Annotated in this window: 13 protein-coding genes; 5 read left to right on the forward strand and 8 right to left on the reverse strand. The window is 67.7% G+C overall.

Annotated features, from left to right (window positions below):
- Positions 1 to 41 precede the first annotated feature (41 nt).
- Positions 42 to 782 carry a phosphatase PAP2 family protein gene (locus QI450_RS00760; protein ID WP_226773205.1) on the forward strand — a complete coding sequence of 247 codons (741 nt, stop codon included), beginning with the start codon at positions 42 to 44 and terminating at the stop codon, positions 780 to 782.
- On the opposite strand, the gene QI450_RS00765 is transcribed toward QI450_RS00760, so the two are convergent.
- The 5 genes from QI450_RS00765 to QI450_RS00785 all read right to left on the reverse strand — a co-directional run bounded on the left by QI450_RS00765 (position 779) and on the right by QI450_RS00785 (position 7,948).
- Complete coding sequence (locus tag QI450_RS00765; protein WP_226773206.1) at positions 779 to 2,686, reverse strand: glycogen debranching N-terminal domain-containing protein; 1,908 nt, start codon at positions 2,684 to 2,686, stop codon at positions 779 to 781. The genes QI450_RS00760 and QI450_RS00765 overlap by 4 nt on opposite strands.
- A gap of 30 nt (positions 2,687 to 2,716) precedes the next feature.
- A complete protein-coding gene (locus QI450_RS00770) occupies positions 2,717 to 3,895 on the reverse strand; it encodes an ABC transporter ATP-binding protein (protein ID WP_226773207.1) in 1,179 nt (392 codons plus the stop codon).
- Positions 3,892 to 5,484: an iron ABC transporter permease gene (locus tag QI450_RS00775; protein ID WP_226773208.1), complete on the reverse strand. Its 1,593-nt coding sequence runs from the start codon at positions 5,482 to 5,484 to the stop codon at positions 3,892 to 3,894. Before QI450_RS00775 ends, QI450_RS00770 begins: the two co-directional genes overlap by 4 nt.
- A 4-nt stretch (positions 5,485 to 5,488) precedes the next feature.
- A complete protein-coding gene (locus QI450_RS00780) occupies positions 5,489 to 6,541 on the reverse strand; it encodes an iron ABC transporter substrate-binding protein (RefSeq protein ID WP_226773209.1) in 1,053 nt (350 codons plus the stop codon).
- Between the two features lie 165 nt (positions 6,542 to 6,706).
- Positions 6,707 to 7,948: a glycoside hydrolase family 76 protein gene (locus QI450_RS00785; protein ID WP_226773210.1), complete on the reverse strand. Its 1,242-nt coding sequence runs from the start codon at positions 7,946 to 7,948 to the stop codon at positions 6,707 to 6,709.
- Between the two features lie 172 nt (positions 7,949 to 8,120).
- Between QI450_RS00785 and QI450_RS00790 the strand changes: the two genes are divergently transcribed.
- Together QI450_RS00790 and QI450_RS00795 are read left to right on the forward strand one after the other, a co-directional pair.
- The gene (locus QI450_RS00790) at positions 8,121 to 8,954 is read left to right on the forward strand and encodes an SDR family NAD(P)-dependent oxidoreductase (protein ID WP_226773211.1); all 834 of its coding nucleotides are present in this window, start codon (positions 8,121 to 8,123) and stop codon (positions 8,952 to 8,954) included.
- Positions 8,951 to 10,177, forward strand: coding sequence for an acyl-CoA dehydrogenase family protein (locus QI450_RS00795; RefSeq protein ID WP_226773212.1), 1,227 nt, complete (start codon positions 8,951 to 8,953; stop codon positions 10,175 to 10,177). Before QI450_RS00790 ends, QI450_RS00795 begins: the two co-directional genes overlap by 4 nt.
- Before the next feature lie 9 nt (positions 10,178 to 10,186).
- Here the strand turns inward: QI450_RS00795 and QI450_RS00800 are convergent, their stop codons facing one another.
- From QI450_RS00800 to QI450_RS00810, 3 genes are all read right to left on the reverse strand, one after another.
- Positions 10,187 to 11,029 carry a DUF1684 domain-containing protein gene (locus QI450_RS00800; protein WP_226773213.1) on the reverse strand — a complete coding sequence of 281 codons (843 nt, stop codon included), beginning with the start codon at positions 11,027 to 11,029 and terminating at the stop codon, positions 10,187 to 10,189.
- A gap of 90 nt (positions 11,030 to 11,119) precedes the next feature.
- Complete coding sequence (locus tag QI450_RS00805; protein ID WP_282468073.1) at positions 11,120 to 12,328, reverse strand: endonuclease; 1,209 nt, start codon at positions 12,326 to 12,328, stop codon at positions 11,120 to 11,122.
- A 189-nt stretch (positions 12,329 to 12,517) separates the two neighbouring features.
- Complete coding sequence (locus QI450_RS00810; RefSeq protein ID WP_226774496.1) at positions 12,518 to 13,144, reverse strand: TetR/AcrR family transcriptional regulator; 627 nt, start codon at positions 13,142 to 13,144, stop codon at positions 12,518 to 12,520.
- An 853-nt stretch (positions 13,145 to 13,997) separates the two neighbouring features.
- Between QI450_RS00810 and QI450_RS00815 the strand changes: the two genes are divergently transcribed.
- Positions 13,998 to 14,678 carry an NAD(P)-binding domain-containing protein gene (locus QI450_RS00815; RefSeq protein WP_226774497.1) on the forward strand — a complete coding sequence of 227 codons (681 nt, stop codon included), beginning with the start codon at positions 13,998 to 14,000 and terminating at the stop codon, positions 14,676 to 14,678.
- 222 nt (positions 14,679 to 14,900) lie between these two features.
- Positions 14,901 to 17,717, forward strand: a complete 2,817-nt coding sequence (gene ppc, locus QI450_RS00820) for a phosphoenolpyruvate carboxylase (protein WP_226774498.1) — start codon at positions 14,901 to 14,903, stop codon at positions 17,715 to 17,717.
- The last annotated feature ends 21 nt before the right edge of the window (positions 17,718 to 17,738 follow it).

Raw genomic sequence — 17,738 nt, forward strand, 5'->3', positions numbered from 1 at the left:
GCATCCGGCCTGCCGGGAGCTTCGACTGGAACAATAGCCCAATGCCCGTTGCCCAGCGCGAACCGCGCACCCCTGATGTGCGGCTGGTGCGATCCCAGCGCGCGGTGTTTTTTGGCGCGGCAGCCTTGTTGGTGGCCGGAGAAACCATATTTTGGCTGACGCTGGCGGCGGTCCGGGCGAACGGGGGGCCCGCGGCCCTGGACGGGACCGTCCATGACGGCCTGGTGGCGTCGCGTACTTCCCTCGCTACTTCCGCGCTGGCGGCCGTGACCACAGTGACGTCGCCGCTGTGGATGACTGTGATCGGCGTGGTCCTGGCGGTGGCGTGGTATGTGCGGAAACGCGAACTCTGGCGTCCGGCCCTGCTGATCGGTGCCATGGCAGCGACATTCGGGCTGTCGACATTCATCAAGCACCAGGTCAACCGGGCCCGGCCGCCGGCCGGCGACTTCCTGCTGGGACCGGACGACGCGTTTTCCTTCCCCTCTGGCCATACCTTGGGTGCGGGCGTCTTTTTCCTGGTGCTGGCCTACCTGCTGGCGTCCCGCAGCCGGAAGACGTCGACGGCGGTGCTCGGCTTTGCCGCCGCGGCCGCCGGCACCCTGGTGGTGGCATTCAGCCGGATCTACCTGGGCTACCACTGGCTGACCGATGTCATCGCATCCCTGGGCCTGGCTGTCGCCGTCGTCGGGGTCGTGATCCTGGTGGACGGACTCCGTGAGGCCCGGCGGGCGCTCCCCGGGACACCCGCAGCGCCGTCCGGGGCGGGCGGAACGTCCTAGAAGTGCACGCCCATGGCCTGCGCGACCACAACTGCAGCGGCCGAGGACCAGGCCTGCGGGTGGCACGACGCCGGATAGGGCACCGCTTGGCCGGCCTCGTCGGCAGTGATGCCGGCGAACAGTTCCGGCAGCCGGTCACCGAAGGAGCCGGACGCGGCCAGCAGGCCTTCGGCGAGGATCCTGGCCTCGGCCGGCATTCCCTCGGCGAGCAGGCCCCGGACCGCGATCGCGGTGTCGTGGCTCCAGACCGAACCGCAGTGGTAGCTGAACGGCCAGAAGCCGGCCGCGCGCCGCGAAATCGTGTGCACGCCGAAGCCGGAGAACAACTCCGGACTCAGCAGCCGGTCGGCCACGAGCCTGGCTTCGGAGGCGTCCAGGAGCCCGGTGCCGAGCAGATGCCCCATATTGGAGCCCGGAACATCCAGCGGATCACCGTTCCCGTCGAGGGCCATGGCAGGGAAGGTCCCGCCGTCGTCCTGGACCCAGAAGCGCGCGCGGAAGTTCTGTTGCAGGGCTTTGGCGAAGTCCCGCAGCTCCTGGCCGCCGGGTTCGCCATAGGCGTCGAAGAGGGCGGCGGTGTCCACCGCGGCTTGATAGGCGTAGCCCTGCACCTCGGAGAGCGCGATCGGGCCCTCGGCCAGGCGGCCGTCGCGGAACTGCATGGCGTCCGCCGAGTCCTTCCAGCCCTGGTTGCTGAGACCGTGGCCGGTCTCGTCCTGATAGCTCAGGAACCCGCTGTTGACGCTTCCGGGCGCACCGCCGGCTGCCAGTAGCCATTGCACTGCGCGGGCCGCGTTGGGCAGGAGCGAGCGGACGGCGGCGTCATCCAGCCCGGCCCGGCCAAGTTCGGCCAACAGGCACAGCCAGAGCGGGGTGGCGTCCACAGTGCCGTAGTACACCGGGGGCAGGCGGAGGCCCTGGCTCTCCAGCAGCAATTCCTTGGACCGGAGCTCGTGCAGGATTTTGCCGGGCTCCTCCGCGGCGGCCGGATCGTGCCGGGTGCCTTGGAACGCGGCCAGTGTGCGCAGCGTTCCGGCGGCGAGTCCGGCGTCCAGCGGCAGAAGCAGCCGCGCGGCCCACAGCGAGTCGCGTCCGAACAAGGTGAAATACCAGGGTGCCCCGGCGGCGGCGAACGGTGCGTCGGGCAACTTGCGGGTGGCCAGGCGGAGCCCGGCGAGTTCATCGATGGCGTTGTCCAGCAGCTTGCCGAGGGCGCCGGCCGGTTCGGCGCGTACCCGGTGCGGGGCGGGCGTCCTGGCCGCCACCACGGTGTCTTCGCTGTCAGCCAGCATGGCCTGCCACTCCACCTCGAACGGCGATCCCCGGCCGGCCGTGCCGCGCCAGAGGAGCCGTTCGCCCGCGGCGACGCTGCCGGGGGCGGCGACGGTCAGGGTCCGCCCGCCGTCGCGCCAGCGCAGCGTGGAGTCATCAGCGGAGAACGGGCCGGAGGGCTCCCTGAAGCGGCTCAGGCGGATGGCGGCCATGTCGGTGAAGTCCGCGGCGAGCTGGATTTCGATCTCCACGTCAAGCGACTCGAGGGAGGTGGCCAGACGGAGGGAATGCCGGACGGCGCCGGGCGTCACCGTCCAGGTCTGCAGAAGCTCCACGGCGGGGTCCTCGGAGGACCCCGGGATGCCGCGGACCAGCCCACGCACCCGCAGCACACCGCCGGCCGCCGCCTCGATCGTGGCGGGCTCCGGCTCAAGGCCGTTCACACGCACCTCCGCACGGCACAGCATCCGCGTGTCGCCGTGCAGCAGGCCGGTAAACCAGCCCTCGCCTGCGGCGCCGGAAGCTTCCGCGCCACCGCCGCGGCCCGAGAGCCGGCCCTCGGCATCGAGCCACAACTGGGTGGGGGCGGCAACGGAGCAGTGCTGGCGGTGGAGTGCTGGCTGAACTGTCATGCGCCCACCCTATGCCTGGATCCCCGACGGCTATGCCTGCGGCAGGTCCTCCATCGGGAAAGCCACGGCTTCGCCCACAACGCGCAGACACAGCTCGGTGCCCGGCCGGGCGATGGAGGCGTTCCAGTGCCGGATGGTGATGATCTCGCCGCCGCCGGGGTAGCGGTGGTCTGCCATGGCCCCTTCACTGAGGACGGGAGGGGCGGCGAGCTTAAGCCGGACAGTGGTTTCCGGCCCGAAGTAATCGGTGTCCACCACAACACCGCGGATGGGGCCGTCTTCGGCGATCCGGATCTGCTCAGGGCGCAGCATCAGCTGGACCCGGCCCTGGGCCGGGGGCCGGCGGACCGGGATGCCGCCCAGTGAGCAGGTGGCGAGGGAGCCTTCCATCCAGGCATCGAGGATCACGGCGTCGCCCAGGAACTCGGCGGTGGCCCGGTCCGCGGGGCGGGTATAAACGATAAACGGGTTGCCGATCTGTGCCAGCCGTCCGCCGCGCATCACCGCCACCTGGTCCGCAAAGGAAAGTGCCTCGCCCTGGTCGTGGGTGACCAGGATGGTGGTGACCCCGGCGTCCTGGAGTACTTTGCCCACCGCCCTGCGGGTGGCTACCCGCAGCCCTGCGTCCAGGGCCGAGAACGGCTCGTCCAGGAGCATCAGTTCCGGTTCGCGGGCGAGCGCACGGGCCAGGGCCACACGCTGCTGCTGGCCGCCGGAGAGCTGGTGCGGGCGCCGTTTGGCCATGGCCGGGTCCAGCGAGACCATCTCCAGGAGTTCGGCCACCCGGTCCTTCAGTGCCCGGCGGCCGCCGGGAAGTTTGGTGGTATCGAGGCCGAAGGAGATGTTCTGCCCGACGCTCAGGTGCGGGAACAGGGCTCCGTCCTGCGCCACGTAGCCGACGTGGCGCTTATGTGCCGGGACCCAGACGCCGCCGCCGCCGGCCACCTTGGTGCCGTTGAGTGAAATGCTGCCGGTGTCCGGGTGTTCAAAACCGGCAATCAGCCGCAGCAGCGTGGTCTTGCCGGAACCGGACGGGCCCACGATCGCCGTTGTGCCGCCCCTGGCCACCGAGAGGTTGACGCCCTTGAGGACCGCCTGGGTCCCGAAATCCTTTGTGACGGCGTCGATCTGCAGGTGGTTGTTGGTGCTGGTGGCCACGGACGCGGCGATCCGCGGTGCCGGGAGCCGGGAAGGGCTGTACTGGGTCACTGTCCCGCTGCTTTCTTGGACTGCTGGAAGAGGAGGTAGGTCATCGGCGCGGACAAAAGAATCATCAGCAACGCGTATGGCGCCGCCCCGGCGTAGTCGATTTCGCTGCTCTTGCTCCAGAACTCCGTTGCCAGGGTCCGGGTGCCGTTGGGGGAGAGCAGCAGCGTCGCCGTCAGTTCATTGACGATTGCCAGGAACACCAGCGCGGCGCCACCGGCGGCGGCCGGGGCCGTGAGCCGGAGTGTCACGCGCAGGAACGCCAGCAACGGCGGTTTGCCGAGCGCCTGGGCGGCCTCGTCGAGTTCCTTGGGCGCCTGCGCCAGGCCGGAACGGATGTTCACCAGGGAGCGCGGCAGGAACAACAACACGTAGGCCGCGATCAGCAGCGATGAGGTTTGGTAGAGGCTGGGCGCAGCCTTGATGCTGACGGTCACGAAGGCCAGGCCCACCACGATCCCGGGCATGGAACTGGTGATGTAGTTGGACAGCTCCAGGGCCTTGCTGAACCAGCCGGGGTGCCGCACTGCCAGGTAGGCCATCGGGAACGCGACAACTGTGGTGGCCAGGGCGCCGGCGAGGCCGTACATCAGGGTCAGCAGCAGGGCCGGAAGGAATTCGTCTGCGGCCCAGATGCCCGGCCCGCCGGCGACGATCCAGCGCAGCACGAACGTCAGCGGAAGTCCGAAGGCCAGGGCGGTGAGCGCAACCAGGAACAGCTGGGCGGGCAGCTGGTAAGCACGAAGCGGAAGCCGCAGGGCGCGCGCCTGGGCCCCGGAACCGATCCTGGCGTACCGGGCGCTGCCTCGGCTGCGCACTTCAACCAGCAGCAGGATCAGGCACAGGAACACCAGGACGCTGGCCAGCATGTTCCCTGCGGTGCCGTTGAAGGTCGACTGGTACTGCACCATGATCGCTGTGGTGAAGGTGTCGAAACGGATCATCGCGAACGCCCCGTATTCGGCCAGCAGGTGCAGGGATACCAGAAGCGCGCCCCCGGTCATCGCGATGCGCAGCTGCGGCAGGACCACACGGAAGAAGGCCCGCCAGGCGCCCAGGCCCAGGGACGCGGCCGATTGTTCGATGGCAGGGTCCAGCCGGCTGAGGGTCGCGGCGGCCGGAATGTAAACGAGCGGAAAATACGACAGGGTCGCGATCAGCACGCCGGACCACAGACCCTCAAGCGACGGCACCGCGGAGACCCAGGCATAGCTGTTGACAAACGCCGGGATGGCCAGCGGGGCAGCGAGCAGCACGGCCCACCATCTGTGGCCCTTAAGGTGCGTGCGTTCCACCAGCCAGGCTCCGCCCACGCCGAGGATGAGGCACAGCGGCACGGTGATCAGCATCAGGAGCACGGTGTTGAGCAGCAGCGTACCGACGCGTGCCCGGAAGATCAGCTCCACGGCTGTGTCCCAGCCGGTGGCCACCGTCATAACAATGACGTAGCCCAGCGGAATCAGCGCGAATAGGGCAATCAGGACGGCCAGGACCGCAATAACAGAAACGCCGAAAGGCGGGCGGGGGCGTTTGCCCCGGCCCGCCGTCGGTGTGCTCCCGGATGTTTCGGGCGCCGCCAGCTTGGTTGCCACGAAGTTAGAGCAGCCCTGCCTTGGTCATCAGCTCGCTGACCTTGGCGGAGTTGAGCTTGGCGGGATCCACAGTGGGTGCCTGCAGCTCCGGCAGCGGGACGAGTTTCTCGTTGGCCGGGGTGGCGGAGGCGATGGCGTATTCGAAGGAGGTGCCCTTTTGCAGGATTTCCTGGCCCTTCTTGCCGGTGATGAACTTGACGAAGGCCTGGGCCGCCGCGGCGTTCTTTGAGGACTGCAGGACGCCGCCGCCGGAGACGGAGACAAAGGCGCCCGGGTCCTGGTTCTTGAAGTAGTACGGCGTGACGTTCTTGGAGTTCTCGCCGGTCTTGGCCTGGTCGCCGTAGTAGTAGTAGTGGTAGATCAGGGCGGCATCCACTTCGCCGGCATTGACCGCCTTCATGGCCGTGCTGTTGCCCTTGTAGGCCTTGGAGTTCTCCTTCATGCCTTTGAGCCATTCCTCGGTGGCCGCTTCGCCCTTGAGTTCGAGCAGGGCCGAGACAATCGCCTGGAAGTCGGCGCCGGAGGGCGACGCCGCCCATTTGCCCTTCCACTCCGGCTTGGCCAGGTCCAGCATCGACTTGGGCAGCTGGTCTTCGCTCAGCTTGGACTTGTCGTAGACCAGGACAGTGGAACGGGCTGCGATGCCCGTCCACTTGTTTGTGGAGGGCCGGTATTCGGCGGGAACCTGGGCGACGGTGGCCTTGTCGATGTCGGCGAACAGGCCGGCGTTTTCCACCTGGGCCATGGCCGGGGAGTTTTCGGTGAGGAACACGTCGGCGGGGGAAGCCTGGCCCTCCTGGATGATCTGGTTGGACATTTCGGTATCCGAACCCTGGCGGACGGTGACCTTAACGCCGGTCTCGGCGGTGAAGGCGTCCACCCATTCCTGGGAAAGGGACTCGTGCTGGGCGTTGTACACCGTGATCGCACCGGAAATCTTGCCGTCAGCGGCGTCGCTGCCGGAGGGCGTGGAGGTGCCGGAGCCACAGGCGGCCAGGCCGAGCGCTGCGGTGGCGGCAAGTGCGATACCTGCCAGCGCGTTGTTGCGGATCTTCATGGGGCTGCTTTCTGGAGGGAAGGTCTCTGGAGCCCTAGCCCCCGTGAGCGGGGGAAGTTAGGGCATGCTCACTAGGAAAAACTGTAGGTTAGCCAACCCTAAGCAACCAAGCCGAGAACGCCTTAAGTGACGAGGATCACGTGAATTACGAAACTATTGCATGACTTAATTTTCGGCGGCCGGTTCCGTGGGGGTGGCTGACTCGTTCCCTGCCGGGTGCCCGGACCGAGCGGCGATAGCCGCCGCGGCTTCCAGCACCATCCACGCCTGCAGCTGGGTGGAAAGTTCGACGGCGGCGCCCGGCGGGTAGCTGCGCAGCGCCGGCCGCTCGGGGCGGTCGGAGAACAGGACGCGGCTGCCCTTGCCGGCCAGTGGCTCCGCCGCGGACAACGGGCGGCGGCCTTCCCAGAACGCCTCGGCGGTGTTGTTCACGAGCGTTGTGGCCGTCGCCCGGGCCTGGGCCGGAAGCCGCTGGTCGGCGGCGGCTAGGGCCAGGTAGCGTGCCAGGATGCCGGTGAACAGGCCGCCGTCGCCGGTGCCCTCGCAGCGCAGGACGTCGGCAGTACGCCCCGCCAGGGCTGCCGGGACGGTGAGTCCGCGTGCCACCGACGCCACCAGCTCGGCGGCGCGTGCCAGGTTGGCCTCGCCGCCGAGCTCCAGCAGGGCGCCCAGCACCGGGCCCTGGTTGTAGCTGTAGATGGCGCCCTCCAGCACCACGCCGCCGGCCGGCGTGATCCGGAGCCCGTCGCGGTACAGGCCCTGTTCGGCGTCGAAAAGGCGGGCGTTCAGCCAGTCCAGCAGGGCCTGCGCCTTGGCCGGCTGGCCGGTCCGGGCGTAGTGGAGCGCCACCGGCGCGGTGGCCGGGGTGTTCTTGAAATCCCGTTTTGTGCTCCAGAACGTGCCGCCGCCGAGGTCATCGGTGGATGCCGAGTCGAACTGCAGGGTGAGGCTCTTCAGGACCTTGGCGTTACGGCGGCGGCCGGCATCGTGGCGGCTGTCCTCGGCGAGCTGCTCCAGCCGCAACGTGGACAGGGCCAGCCACGCCATGTCGTCGTAATAGTTGTTGACCACGGTGAGGAAGTTTCGGAGCCGGATTCCGGTGACCAGCCAGGATGCGAGGCGGCCGGCGCTGGGCCGGGTGCTGCCGTCGAACGGTTTTCCGGGACGGTGTTCACGGCCCAGTTCCCGGCGCCCGGCGTCCACGAGGCAGTCCACATAGTGCGCCTGCCACCAGTAGTGCCAGGGCCGGGCAAGGTTTCCGAGCCTGCCGGAGGGTCGCACAATCGCGGCGAGATGGGTTCCCGGCAGGAAAAAGAGCCGCTGCCCGAACATTCTGGTTACCGACCGGGCTGCTTCGTCGGCCCGGAAAGACCAGTTGTGGGCCGGGGGCATGTCTGCGGGCGTCATGGCTTCAGCGTAGTGGCGGCCCCGCGTCCGGCGCGGGACCGTTGCGCCATTGCGGGGCGAAGGTGCTTTCTGCCGGCATTCCAGTTAACATTCATTAACTATTGTTCTCTGTCGGTTCGTGACGCTGCCCACAGTGTCGTGGCAGGTTCCGGTTCCACATCAAGGAGGATGCATGGACATCAAAGGTACAGTCGCGCTGATTACCGGCGGGGCCTCCGGGCTCGGGGCTGCCACGGCACGGCGTTTGTTCGACGCCGGAGCCTCGGTCGTCCTGGTGGACCTGCCCGGCTCCGCCGGCAGCGCCTTCGCCGATGAACTGAACGCGGCGGACAACGTCCAGGCGAACACCGCCGAGGCCGGCAGCCCGACGCGGCAGGGCAACCGGGCGGTTTTTGTGCCAGCCGACGTCACCAGCGAAGAGCAAGTACAGGGCGCCGTTGACGCTGCCGTGGAGCTGGGGCCGCTCCGGATTGTGGTCAACTGTGCCGGAATCGCCACCCCGGGAAAGGTCCTGGGCCGGACGGGCGTGCTGGCACTGGAGACGTTCAGCCGTGTCATCCAGATCAACCTCGTGGGCACCTTCAACGTGATCCGCCTCGCGGCGGCCGCGATGGCTGCCACCGAGCCGGCCGTGACCGGACTGGGCGGGCCCGAGCGCGGGGTGATCATCAACACCGCGTCCGTCGCCGCGTTTGATGGCCAGATCGGCCAGCCTGCCTACGCCGCCTCCAAGGGGGCCGTGCACGCGATGACATTGCCGATCGCCCGGGAACTTGCCCGGTCCCTGATCCGTGTGATGACAATTGCGCCAGGCATTTTCGAGACACCCATGATGGCCGGACTGCCGCAGGAAGCCCAGGACTCCCTCGGGGCCCAGGTACCGCATCCATCCCGGCTGGGCCGGCCCGCAGAGTACGCGAACCTCGCCGCACACATCGTGGAGAACGCCATGCTCAACGGCGAGACCATCCGGCTTGACGGCGCCATCCGGATGGGGCCGAAATGAGGCCGGCCGGGTTGGCCGAGTCGCCGGCGTCCGCTGCGTCAACCGAGGGCCTTCCAACCGCGGACTTCTTCGGCTTCGAGGCGATGCTCAACGCCGCGGAACAGGCTAAGCTCGCCGAACTGCGGGACTTCCTGGCCCGGGAAGTGGCACCCTACGCGGCCGACTGGTGGAATAGGGCCGAGTTCCCCGCCCACATCCTGCCCAAGCTGGCGGCCCTGGAGCTCAGCGCACCGGCCCAGCGCGGCTACAGCAACCTGTTTGCCGGGCTGGTGATCGCCGAGATGACCCGGGTGGATACCTCGCTGGCGACGTTTTTCCTGGTCCATCACGATCTTTTTGTCGAAGCCCTTTACGGCTTCGGCTCCGCGGAGCAGAAGGCGCGGCTGCTCGATGACGCCGCGAACCTCCGGACCACCGGGGCGTTCGCCCTGACCGAGCCTGAACACGGCTCCGATGTGGCCGGTGGCATGGAATCCGTTGCCCGGCGGGTCCGCGGCGGGGCGCCCGGCGGCGGCGACACCTGGGTGCTCAACGGCGCCAAGCGATGGATCGGCAACGGGACGTTCTGCGACTACATGCTGGTCTGGGCCCGCGACGAGGACGGCGGCGGCATCCGCGGCTTTATTGTGGACGCGACCCTGCCGGGCGTGAGCCGGAGCAGGATCGAGAACAAGATCGCGCTGCGCACGGTGCAGAACGCGGACATCGTCTTCACCGACGTCCAGGTGGCAGAGTCGGACCGTTTCGCAGGGATCAACAGCTTCGAGGACACCAATGAACTGCTGCGCGGGTCGCGGATCATGGTCGCCTGGCAGGGTGTTGGCCAGCAATTGGCCGCGTTCGACGTCGCCCGGCAGTACGCCGTCGAACGCCGGCAGTTCGGCCGCCCGCTGGCGAAATTCCAGCTGGTCCAGCAGCAGCTGGTGACGATGCTCGGCAATGCAGTGGCGAGCATGGGCATGATGGTCCGGATCGCACAGCTGCAGGATGCGGGAGCCGCGGACATGCCGCAGGTGGCGCTTGCGAAGTCCTATGTGAGCGCCCGGATGCGGGAAACCGTGGGGATGGGCCGGTCCCTGCTGGGCGGCAACGGCATTGTCACCGACTACCGGATGGCCAAGATCTTCGCCGACGCCGAGGCGATTTACACCTATGAGGGCTCGTACGAGATCAACACCCTGATCGTCGGGCGGGCCGTGACCGGGGTTTCCGCGATCGTCTAGGGCGGGTGCCTAGAACAACGCGGGCTCCTTTTCCCCGGCCTCGATCCGGTAGTCCAGGCTGTTGTTCCTCACCGGCATGGGGCAGGTGCCGTAGGGGGTGAAGGCGCTGGGGTAGTTGATGGCCCGGTTGAAATCCAGGCTGACGGTGCGGTTCCCCAGGGCGTCGACGCGCGGCCGGGCCGTGGAGACCTTCCGCCACTCGTCAGTGCTCTCACCGTTCGTCTCGTCGTGGAACGTGACCGTCAGGGCGCCGAGCTTTTCCTCTTCGGCCTGCAGATGGAACTCGTGGTCCGTGCCGGGGAGCCGGAACACCAGTTCGCCAACCGAGCGGTGGACCCCGTCGACCAACGGGTTGGCGGTGCCGATCGGGACGTCCACGGGTGCCGGATAGGGGTGGAAGCTGGCTTCAACCACCAGCTCGGGGCGGTAGTCGAAGGTGGGTACGCCGTCGAACCCGGTGAACACCGGCGACGTCGAATCCCGGGTGCGGACGGCGTACTTATCGGCGCGCATGGCCAGCTCAACCACCACCTGCCGGCCGTCAGCTCCGCCGTACCGGACCCAGAGCAGCGATGCCTCATTGAGCAGCGAGGCCTTGATGGTGCCAGCAACGGGTTCGCCGGTGTCCACCAGCGTCAGCCCCTCGGCGGCGGTGGCGGTGAGGGACGCCGTCGTACCGTCCGTGGACCACAGCCCGGGGGCGAGGTCGAGCGCGGCCGGCCGGTCCTCCAGCCATTGGAAGGACGTGAGCGTCAGCCAGCCGTAATCGCCCGCGAGGGCCGTGTTGCGGCTGTTGCGGAAACGCTGCCAGCGGGCGAGCTGGGCGTCGAGGTCGCGGTGGGTGGTGCTCACGGTATCCTTCCAAGCGGTGAACGGCTGCCTTGGCTACCACCCTAAGCCGCGCCCCACCCGGCCGCTAGCCGGGTGGGGCGCGAAATACTGTCAGTTCCAGATCGCCTCGGCGTACTCCGGGTGGTCCACAAACGGGTTCCGGTTGCCCTGCCACTGCTCGAAGATCCGCTGGTTGCGGCGTTGTTCGAAGGCATCCGGCGGATCGATCCGGTTCCACTCCAGCAGCACGCTCATCTTGCCCATATAAGGTGCCGTGCCGTTGTTGACGGAGTTGTTCATCTCCAGGTCGGCGAAGCCGTCACCGCCCTCGTACCGGACCGCCATGTACATGACCATTCGTGCCACATCCCCTTTGACCGCGTTGCGGGGCTCCCAGGAATCGGCATCGGTGTAGTTGCCCGGGGCCTCGGCGGACTGTGTGCCGCCCAGGTCGAAGTCCTTGTTTCCGCGGGCGGAGTTGACAGTGACGTCGGTGGGCCGCAGGTGGTGCACATCGGTCCCCGGGCCGGTGGCCGTGCCGAAGTCCCCGTGCGACTTGGCCCAGACGTGTTCCCGGTTCCAGTCATTCACGCCCCCGCCGTTGGTGGCCTTGGACTGTGAGCGTCCGGTGTACAGCAGGATGACGTTGTTGCTGTTGGACGGATCCTGGTCCGTGTCCTTCAGCGCATCCCAGACCTGGTCATAGCTGAGCTTCTGCTGCACGGAGATGATCTGGTGCAGGCTGCTTTCCAGCGCCGGTCCGGTCTTTCCGGCGGCCGGGGCGTAATAGTCACCGGGGGTTGGGGTTGGCGTGGGGGTTGGGGTTGGGGTTGCCGACAGCGCCATGCTGGTGGGGCTCTTGATCCCGGCGTGCGAGAAGTAGGCCGTCAGCAGTCCGGTGACGTTGACCTTTTTGCCCAGCAGGGACGGGGTGCTCTGCAGCCCGAACGCGGTGCGGTACTGCGTGGTGACCTGGACGTAGAGCATCTTCGCCGTGCTCGTCTCGGCCGCCGAGTCGGCGATCGCCAGGGCCGTGTCCGAAGTGAAGCCGGTGCGGAGCACTGTGGTTGCCGACGTCGGCTGGCCCACGATGTAACCGGTCACCGCCGCGGCCGAGCCGTCCTGGGTTGCGATGGCCTGGGCCACCGTGAGCGGCGCGGCCGCCTGCGAGCCGGGTGCAGCCGCGGACTGCCCCACCAGTCCGGCGAAGAGCAGGCTGAGGACAAGGGCGACGGCGAGCAGCGGGCTGCGCGCGGGCCCGGCGGCTTTCGGGCCCGTGATCGCACCCGTCTGGGTGGCCGGGACGGGGACTGGGGTCATGAAGTGCTCCTCGAAGCGGGGCGATCGCCGGAACAGTCGCGCACAGAGAGTTGACAGGTTTTGTCAAGGCAATATCAAGATACGTCATTGTTCGCCGGGCGGGCAGGGATTCCGGCTCGTGACCGGCAGGATTTGATTAGAGTTCGACGGCTGTTCACCGCTGTTGTCCGGCTGGCGTCCGGCGGGACGTCAGCCGGCGGCGGTTACGGCGGTGTGGCCCAGGCTGGCGGCGACAAGTTGGGATGCGGTGTCGCGGGCGGCGGTGGCCGCCGCCGGATCAGCGTCGAGCACGCCGCTGGCGAGGCCGCCGTCGAGCACCAGGGTCAGGCTGCGGGCGAGCTGGTTCGGATCCGGGGCGCCGGCCTGGACGGCGAGGTCACGGATCCAGGCCCTGATGTGCTCCTTGTGGGCCACTGTCCGTTCGTGGACCCTGGTTCCGGTGGCGGACTCGGCCGCGGCGTTGATAAAGGCGCAGCCACGGTAGCCGTCGCGGCGGCAGGCGCTGGCCAGGGCGTCGAACAACCCCACGAGCTGGCCCGCGGGGTCCGGCCCGGCGGCTTCCGCCGCGGCCTTCAGCTGCCCGGCCCAGACCCCGTCCACCTTCTCCAGGTACGCCAGGATCAGGTCGTCCTTGGCCGGAAAGTACTTGTAGAACGTGGCCTTGGCGACGCCGGATTCGGCGATGATCGTGTCGATGCCGGCGGCGCGGAGCCCGTGGGCGTAGAAGAGCCGGAAGGCCGTGGCAAGGATCCTTTCCCGCGCCTGGCCGGCGGGCGCCCGGAGGGCCTGTGGTGTCCTGGTGCCGGTCGGAATCATGGCTTCTATGCTACACAGACAAGTCTGTCTACGGGTGATTGCTGGATTCCGGATCGTACCGTCGTTCCGTTACTTGCGAAAGGCGGCCCGCCCCTGTTGCCGCACGTCAATACCTCCGGGAAGGTGCAGTCGTTGCCTTAGATGAAAACCTTCGGCTGTCGAGGCGGTTCCATCGTTCGTTCACGGCGGGTTTGATCGGCGCCGGTTGTTTGGCGGTAGCAAGGGTTTCCAGCCGTCCCGAAATGGCCAGGATTTGCCGGGAGAGTGCGGCGGGGCCCAGGTCCGGACCGGGATCTGGGACTTCAGCAGCGATCCGGGCTTGGTATGGGGCCGGCCACGCGGCGGGAGCCTCGCCCGCTGGCCCGCCAGCCGCCGGTCGATAGTCGCCGAGTTCATGCCGGCAAGCAACGCCGCCTGCCCGTCGGTGATATCCAGGGCCTTCTCGGCCCGCAGTATCGGAGCGAGGTCCGGCAGCATCGGCGCCAGCAGTTTGCCCGCCGGCCCTCGCGGCACCGCCCAAGCGTGATCCCGGGGCCAGCCCGTCGGCTCGACCAGCTCGACCAGCTCGACCCCAGCTCATCGAGGATCCGGCCCTTCCTCGTACGGTCACCCGCCCGGTAGGACGCGGCCAGGTGATTCGTGACAGCAGTGCGCCCACCCATCGTCAATCCCATCCCTCAAGGATCTCCGCCGGCCAACCTTCCCGGAGCTTTTCTCCTGAGTCAACGTATGCGGCTACGCGGAGGTTATTTATCAGTCAACGCGCCGCCTTGCCGTAGACAGGTCTGTCTGGTAGCGTCCTTCCCGTCGGTAGACAGATCTGTCTACTTCACCGCTTCAGAATGAGGATGCCATGAAAATTGCGGTACTGGGAACCGGAACGGTCGGACGGACGATCGCCGCGGCGCTCGCCAGCCACGGGCACCACGTCGTCGTCGGAACCCGCGACAGGGAGGAAACGCTGGCCCGGACGCAGCCGGACGCCATGGGCAATGCACCGTTCGCCCAGTGGCATGCCGCGAACTCCGGAATCGGCGTCGCCGCGTTCGCCGTCGCCGCGGCCGAAGCCGAGGTGGTCGTCAATGCCACGAACGGCGCAGGCTCGCTGGCGGCCCTGACGGCAGCGGGCGCCCGGAACCTCGACGGCAAGGTCATCATGGACATCGCCAACCCCCTGGATTTCTCGCAGGGCATGCCGCCGTCGCTGAACCCGGTCAACACCGACAGCCTCGGCGAGCAGATCCAGCGTTCCTTCCCGGACGCCCGGGTGGTCAAGACACTGAACACGATGACCGCGAGTGTAATGGTGGACCCGGCGAGTGTGGCCGGCGGCGACCACACGGTCTTCGTTTCCGGAAACGACGCGGCGGCCAAGGAGACCGTGGCAGTGCTGCTCAGGGGATTCGGCCACCGGGACATCATCGACCTGGGCGACATCACCACCGCCCGCGGCGCCGAAATGATCCTGCCGATCTGGCTGCGGCTCTGGGGGGCCTTCGGCAATGCGGACTTCAACTTCAAGATCGCACGCTAGAACCCGCCACCCAACTGGCTCGCAGCAGCGGTCGTTTTGAGCGCCCAAAACGACCCCAGCTGCGAGTCAGTTGGGAAGGGTGGCTGGGTGGAGCCCCGGACACTATCCGAGACGGATTCCCCGCCGGTCGCGGCGCCGGGTAGCATCCAGTAGGAAGAAAGTAACCGGGCTCACAGTATCCAGCGCAGTGTACGAGCCACGTCCTCTCGAAAGACTGTATCCATGGCTGACACTGCAACTAATTCCGGCACCGATCTCGCGTCCGAACTGCGCGCGGATGTCCGCCGGGTTTCCACCCTCCTCGGCGAATCCCTGGTCCGCCAGCACGGCCCTGAGCTCCTGGTGCTCGTGGAACAGGTCCGCCTGCTAACCAAGGAGTCCAAGGAAGCCGCCCGCGGCGGCGCGGATGCCACCGGACCGTGGAGCTCCTACGACGTCGTCGCGCAGGTACGCGAACTGCTGGGCTCCCTGCCGCTGGAGCAGGCAACCGACCTGGTGCGGGCGTTCGCGTTCTACTTCCACCTCGCCAACGCCGCCGAACAGGTCCACCGGGTCCGCGGGCTGCGCACCCGGAAGGAAAAGGACGGCTGGCTGGCCAAGGCCGTCAGCGACATCGCCAGCCAGGCCGGGCCGGCGGTCCTGCAGGACGTCGTGAACGAACTCGATGTGCGGCCCATCTTCACGGCCCACCCCACAGAGGCGTCCCGCCGGTCCGTGCTGGACAAGGTTCGCAGGCTCTCCGACATTCTGGCCGAGAGCACCACGGAAGGTACGTCCGGGCGCCGCCGCCAGGACCGTCAGCTCGCCGAAGTGATTGACCAGATGTGGCAAACGGACGAACTGCGCCAGGTCCGGCCGACCCCGGTGGACGAGGCCCGGAACGCGATCTACTACCTCACCGGCATCCTGGGGGACGCCCTGCCCGAGATGCTCTCGGACCTCTCGGAACTGCTCGGCGAGCACGGTGTCACCCTGCCCGCGGAGATGGCCCCCATCCGCTTCGGCTCCTGGATCGGCGGCGACCGGGACGGCAACCCCAATGTGACAGCAGCAGTCACCCGCGAAATCCTGCAGATCCAGAACCAGCATGCCGTCCGGATCAGCATCGGCCTTATAGACGGCTTGATTTCGATCCTTTCCAACTCAACGGCCCTCGCGGGTGCGGACCAGGAGTTGCTGGACTCGATCGATGCGGACCTGAAGAAGCTGCCGGGACTGGACCGCCGGGTCCTGGAACTTAATGCCCAGGAGCCGTACCGGTTAAAACTCACCTGCATCAAAGCCAAACTGCTCAACACCGCCCGGCGTGTGGCGGCCGGGGCAGTGCATGAGCCCGGCCGCGACTACACCGCCACCGCGGAGCTGCTCGCCGAGCTGGCCCTGCTGGAGCGATCCCTGCGGAACCATCACGCGGCGCTGGCAGCGGACGGCTCCCTGGCCAGGGTGCGCCGGGCCATTGCCTCTTTTGGGCTGCACCTGGCTACCTTGGACATCCGGGAACACGCAGACCACCACCACGACGCCGTCGGCCAGCTGATGGACCGGCTCGGCGGCCCCGGCATCCGGTATGCGGAACTCAGCCGGGCCGAGCGCTTCGAGGTGCTGGGGTCCGAGCTTGCCTCCCGCCGCCCGCTTTCCGGCCACCCGATCAAGCTCGACGGCGTTGCGGATGGAACGTACGACGTCTTCCGTGAGATCCGGCGGGCCTTGCGCACCTACGGCCCCGACGTGATCGAGACCTACATCATTTCCATGACCCGAGGCGCTGACGATGTCCTGGCCGCGGCCGTGCTGGCCCGCGAAGCCGGCCTGGTCAACCTCTTCGGCGCGGCCCCCTATGCCAGGATCGGCTTTGCGCCGCTGCTCGAAACAGTGGAGGAACTGCGCTCCTCGGCTGAAATCGTGGACCGGTTGCTCTCCGACTCCTCCTACCGCGAGCTGGTCCGCCTGCGCGGTGACGTGCAGGAAATTATGCTCGGCTATTCGGACTCCAACAAGGAATCCGGCGTGATGACCAGCCAGTGGGAAATCCACAAGACCCAGCGCAAACTGCGCGATGTCGCCGCTAAGCATGGTGTGCGGGTGCGCTTGTTCCATGGCCGCGGCGGCTCTGTGGGCCGCGGCGGCGGGCCAACCTACGATGCCATCATGGCCCAGCCCAACGGGGTGCTCGAAGGTGAAATCAAGTTCACCGAGCAGGGCGAGGTCATTTCGGACAAGTACTCGCTGCCCGAACTCGCCCGCGAGAACCTGGAGCTCTCGCTCGCTGCAGTGATGCAGGGTTCAGCGCTGCACCGCACGCCGCGTACCTCGGAGGACCAGCGGGAACGCTACGGGCACGTTATGGAGACGATTTCGGACGCCGCGTTCGCCCGGTACCGGACCCTAATCGATGATCCGGATCTGCCGGCGTACTTTATGGCGTCGACCCCGGTGGAGCAGCTCGGTTCGCTGAACATCGGCTCGCGGCCGTCCAAACGACCTGATTCCGGTTCGGGACTGGAAGGCCTGCGGGCCATCCCCTGGGTGTTCGGCTGGACGCAGTCGCGGCAGATCGTTCCGGGCTGGTTTGGGGTCGGCTCCGGGCTCAAGGCAGCACGGGAGGCCGGCCACTCGGACCAGCTGGTGGAGATGATTGACGGCTGGCACTTCTTCCGCTCGGTCCTCTCCAACGTCGAGATGACGCTGGCCAAAACGGACATGGACATTGCCGGCTACTACGTCTCCACCCTGGTGCCTGCGGAACTGCACCACCTCTTCCGTGCCATCCTGGCCGAATATGAACTGACTGTCACCGAGATCCAGAACCTGACCGGCGAGGACCTGCTGCTCGACGCGCAGCCCACCCTAAAGCGCTCGCTGGAGATCCGCGACCAGTACCTCGACCCGATCAGTTATCTGCAGGTGGAACTGCTGCGCAGGGTGCGTTCCGAAGCGGCAGGGGAGGGCATGCCCAACGGCGAGATCGACGAGCGGCTCCAGCGAGCCATGCTCATCACGGTCAACGGCGTGGCGGCCGGCCTGCGCAACACCGGCTAGGCCCGGCGGAGCCGGCAGCGC

Origin of the sequence: Arthrobacter sp. EM1 (assembly GCF_029964055.1) — a bacterium.
Classification (GTDB): Bacteria; Actinomycetota; Actinomycetes; order Actinomycetales; family Micrococcaceae; genus Arthrobacter.

Bases quoted from the DNA above. Each gene is read 5' to 3' on its own strand.
- QI450_RS00795 (WP_226773212.1), top strand. From the start codon at position 8,951: ATGAGGCCGGCCGGGTTGGCCGAGTCGCCGGCGTCCGCTGCGTCAACC.
- QI450_RS00805 (WP_282468073.1), bottom strand. From the start codon at position 12,328: ATGACCCCAGTCCCCGTCCCGGCCACCCAGACGGGTGCGATCACGGGC.
- QI450_RS00815 (WP_226774497.1), top strand. From the start codon at position 13,998: ATGAAAATTGCGGTACTGGGAACCGGAACGGTCGGACGGACGATCGCC.
- QI450_RS00760 (WP_226773205.1), top strand. From the start codon at position 42: ATGCCCGTTGCCCAGCGCGAACCGCGCACCCCTGATGTGCGGCTGGTG.
- QI450_RS00780 (WP_226773209.1), bottom strand. From the start codon at position 6,541: ATGAAGATCCGCAACAACGCGCTGGCAGGTATCGCACTTGCCGCCACC.
- QI450_RS00790 (WP_226773211.1), top strand. From the start codon at position 8,121: ATGGACATCAAAGGTACAGTCGCGCTGATTACCGGCGGGGCCTCCGGG.
- QI450_RS00765 (WP_226773206.1), bottom strand. From the start codon at position 2,686: ATGACAGTTCAGCCAGCACTCCACCGCCAGCACTGCTCCGTTGCCGCC.
- QI450_RS00810 (WP_226774496.1), bottom strand. From the start codon at position 13,144: ATGATTCCGACCGGCACCAGGACACCACAGGCCCTCCGGGCGCCCGCC.
- ppc (WP_226774498.1), top strand. From the start codon at position 14,901: ATGGCTGACACTGCAACTAATTCCGGCACCGATCTCGCGTCCGAACTG.
- QI450_RS00785 (WP_226773210.1), bottom strand. From the start codon at position 7,948: ATGACGCCCGCAGACATGCCCCCGGCCCACAACTGGTCTTTCCGGGCC.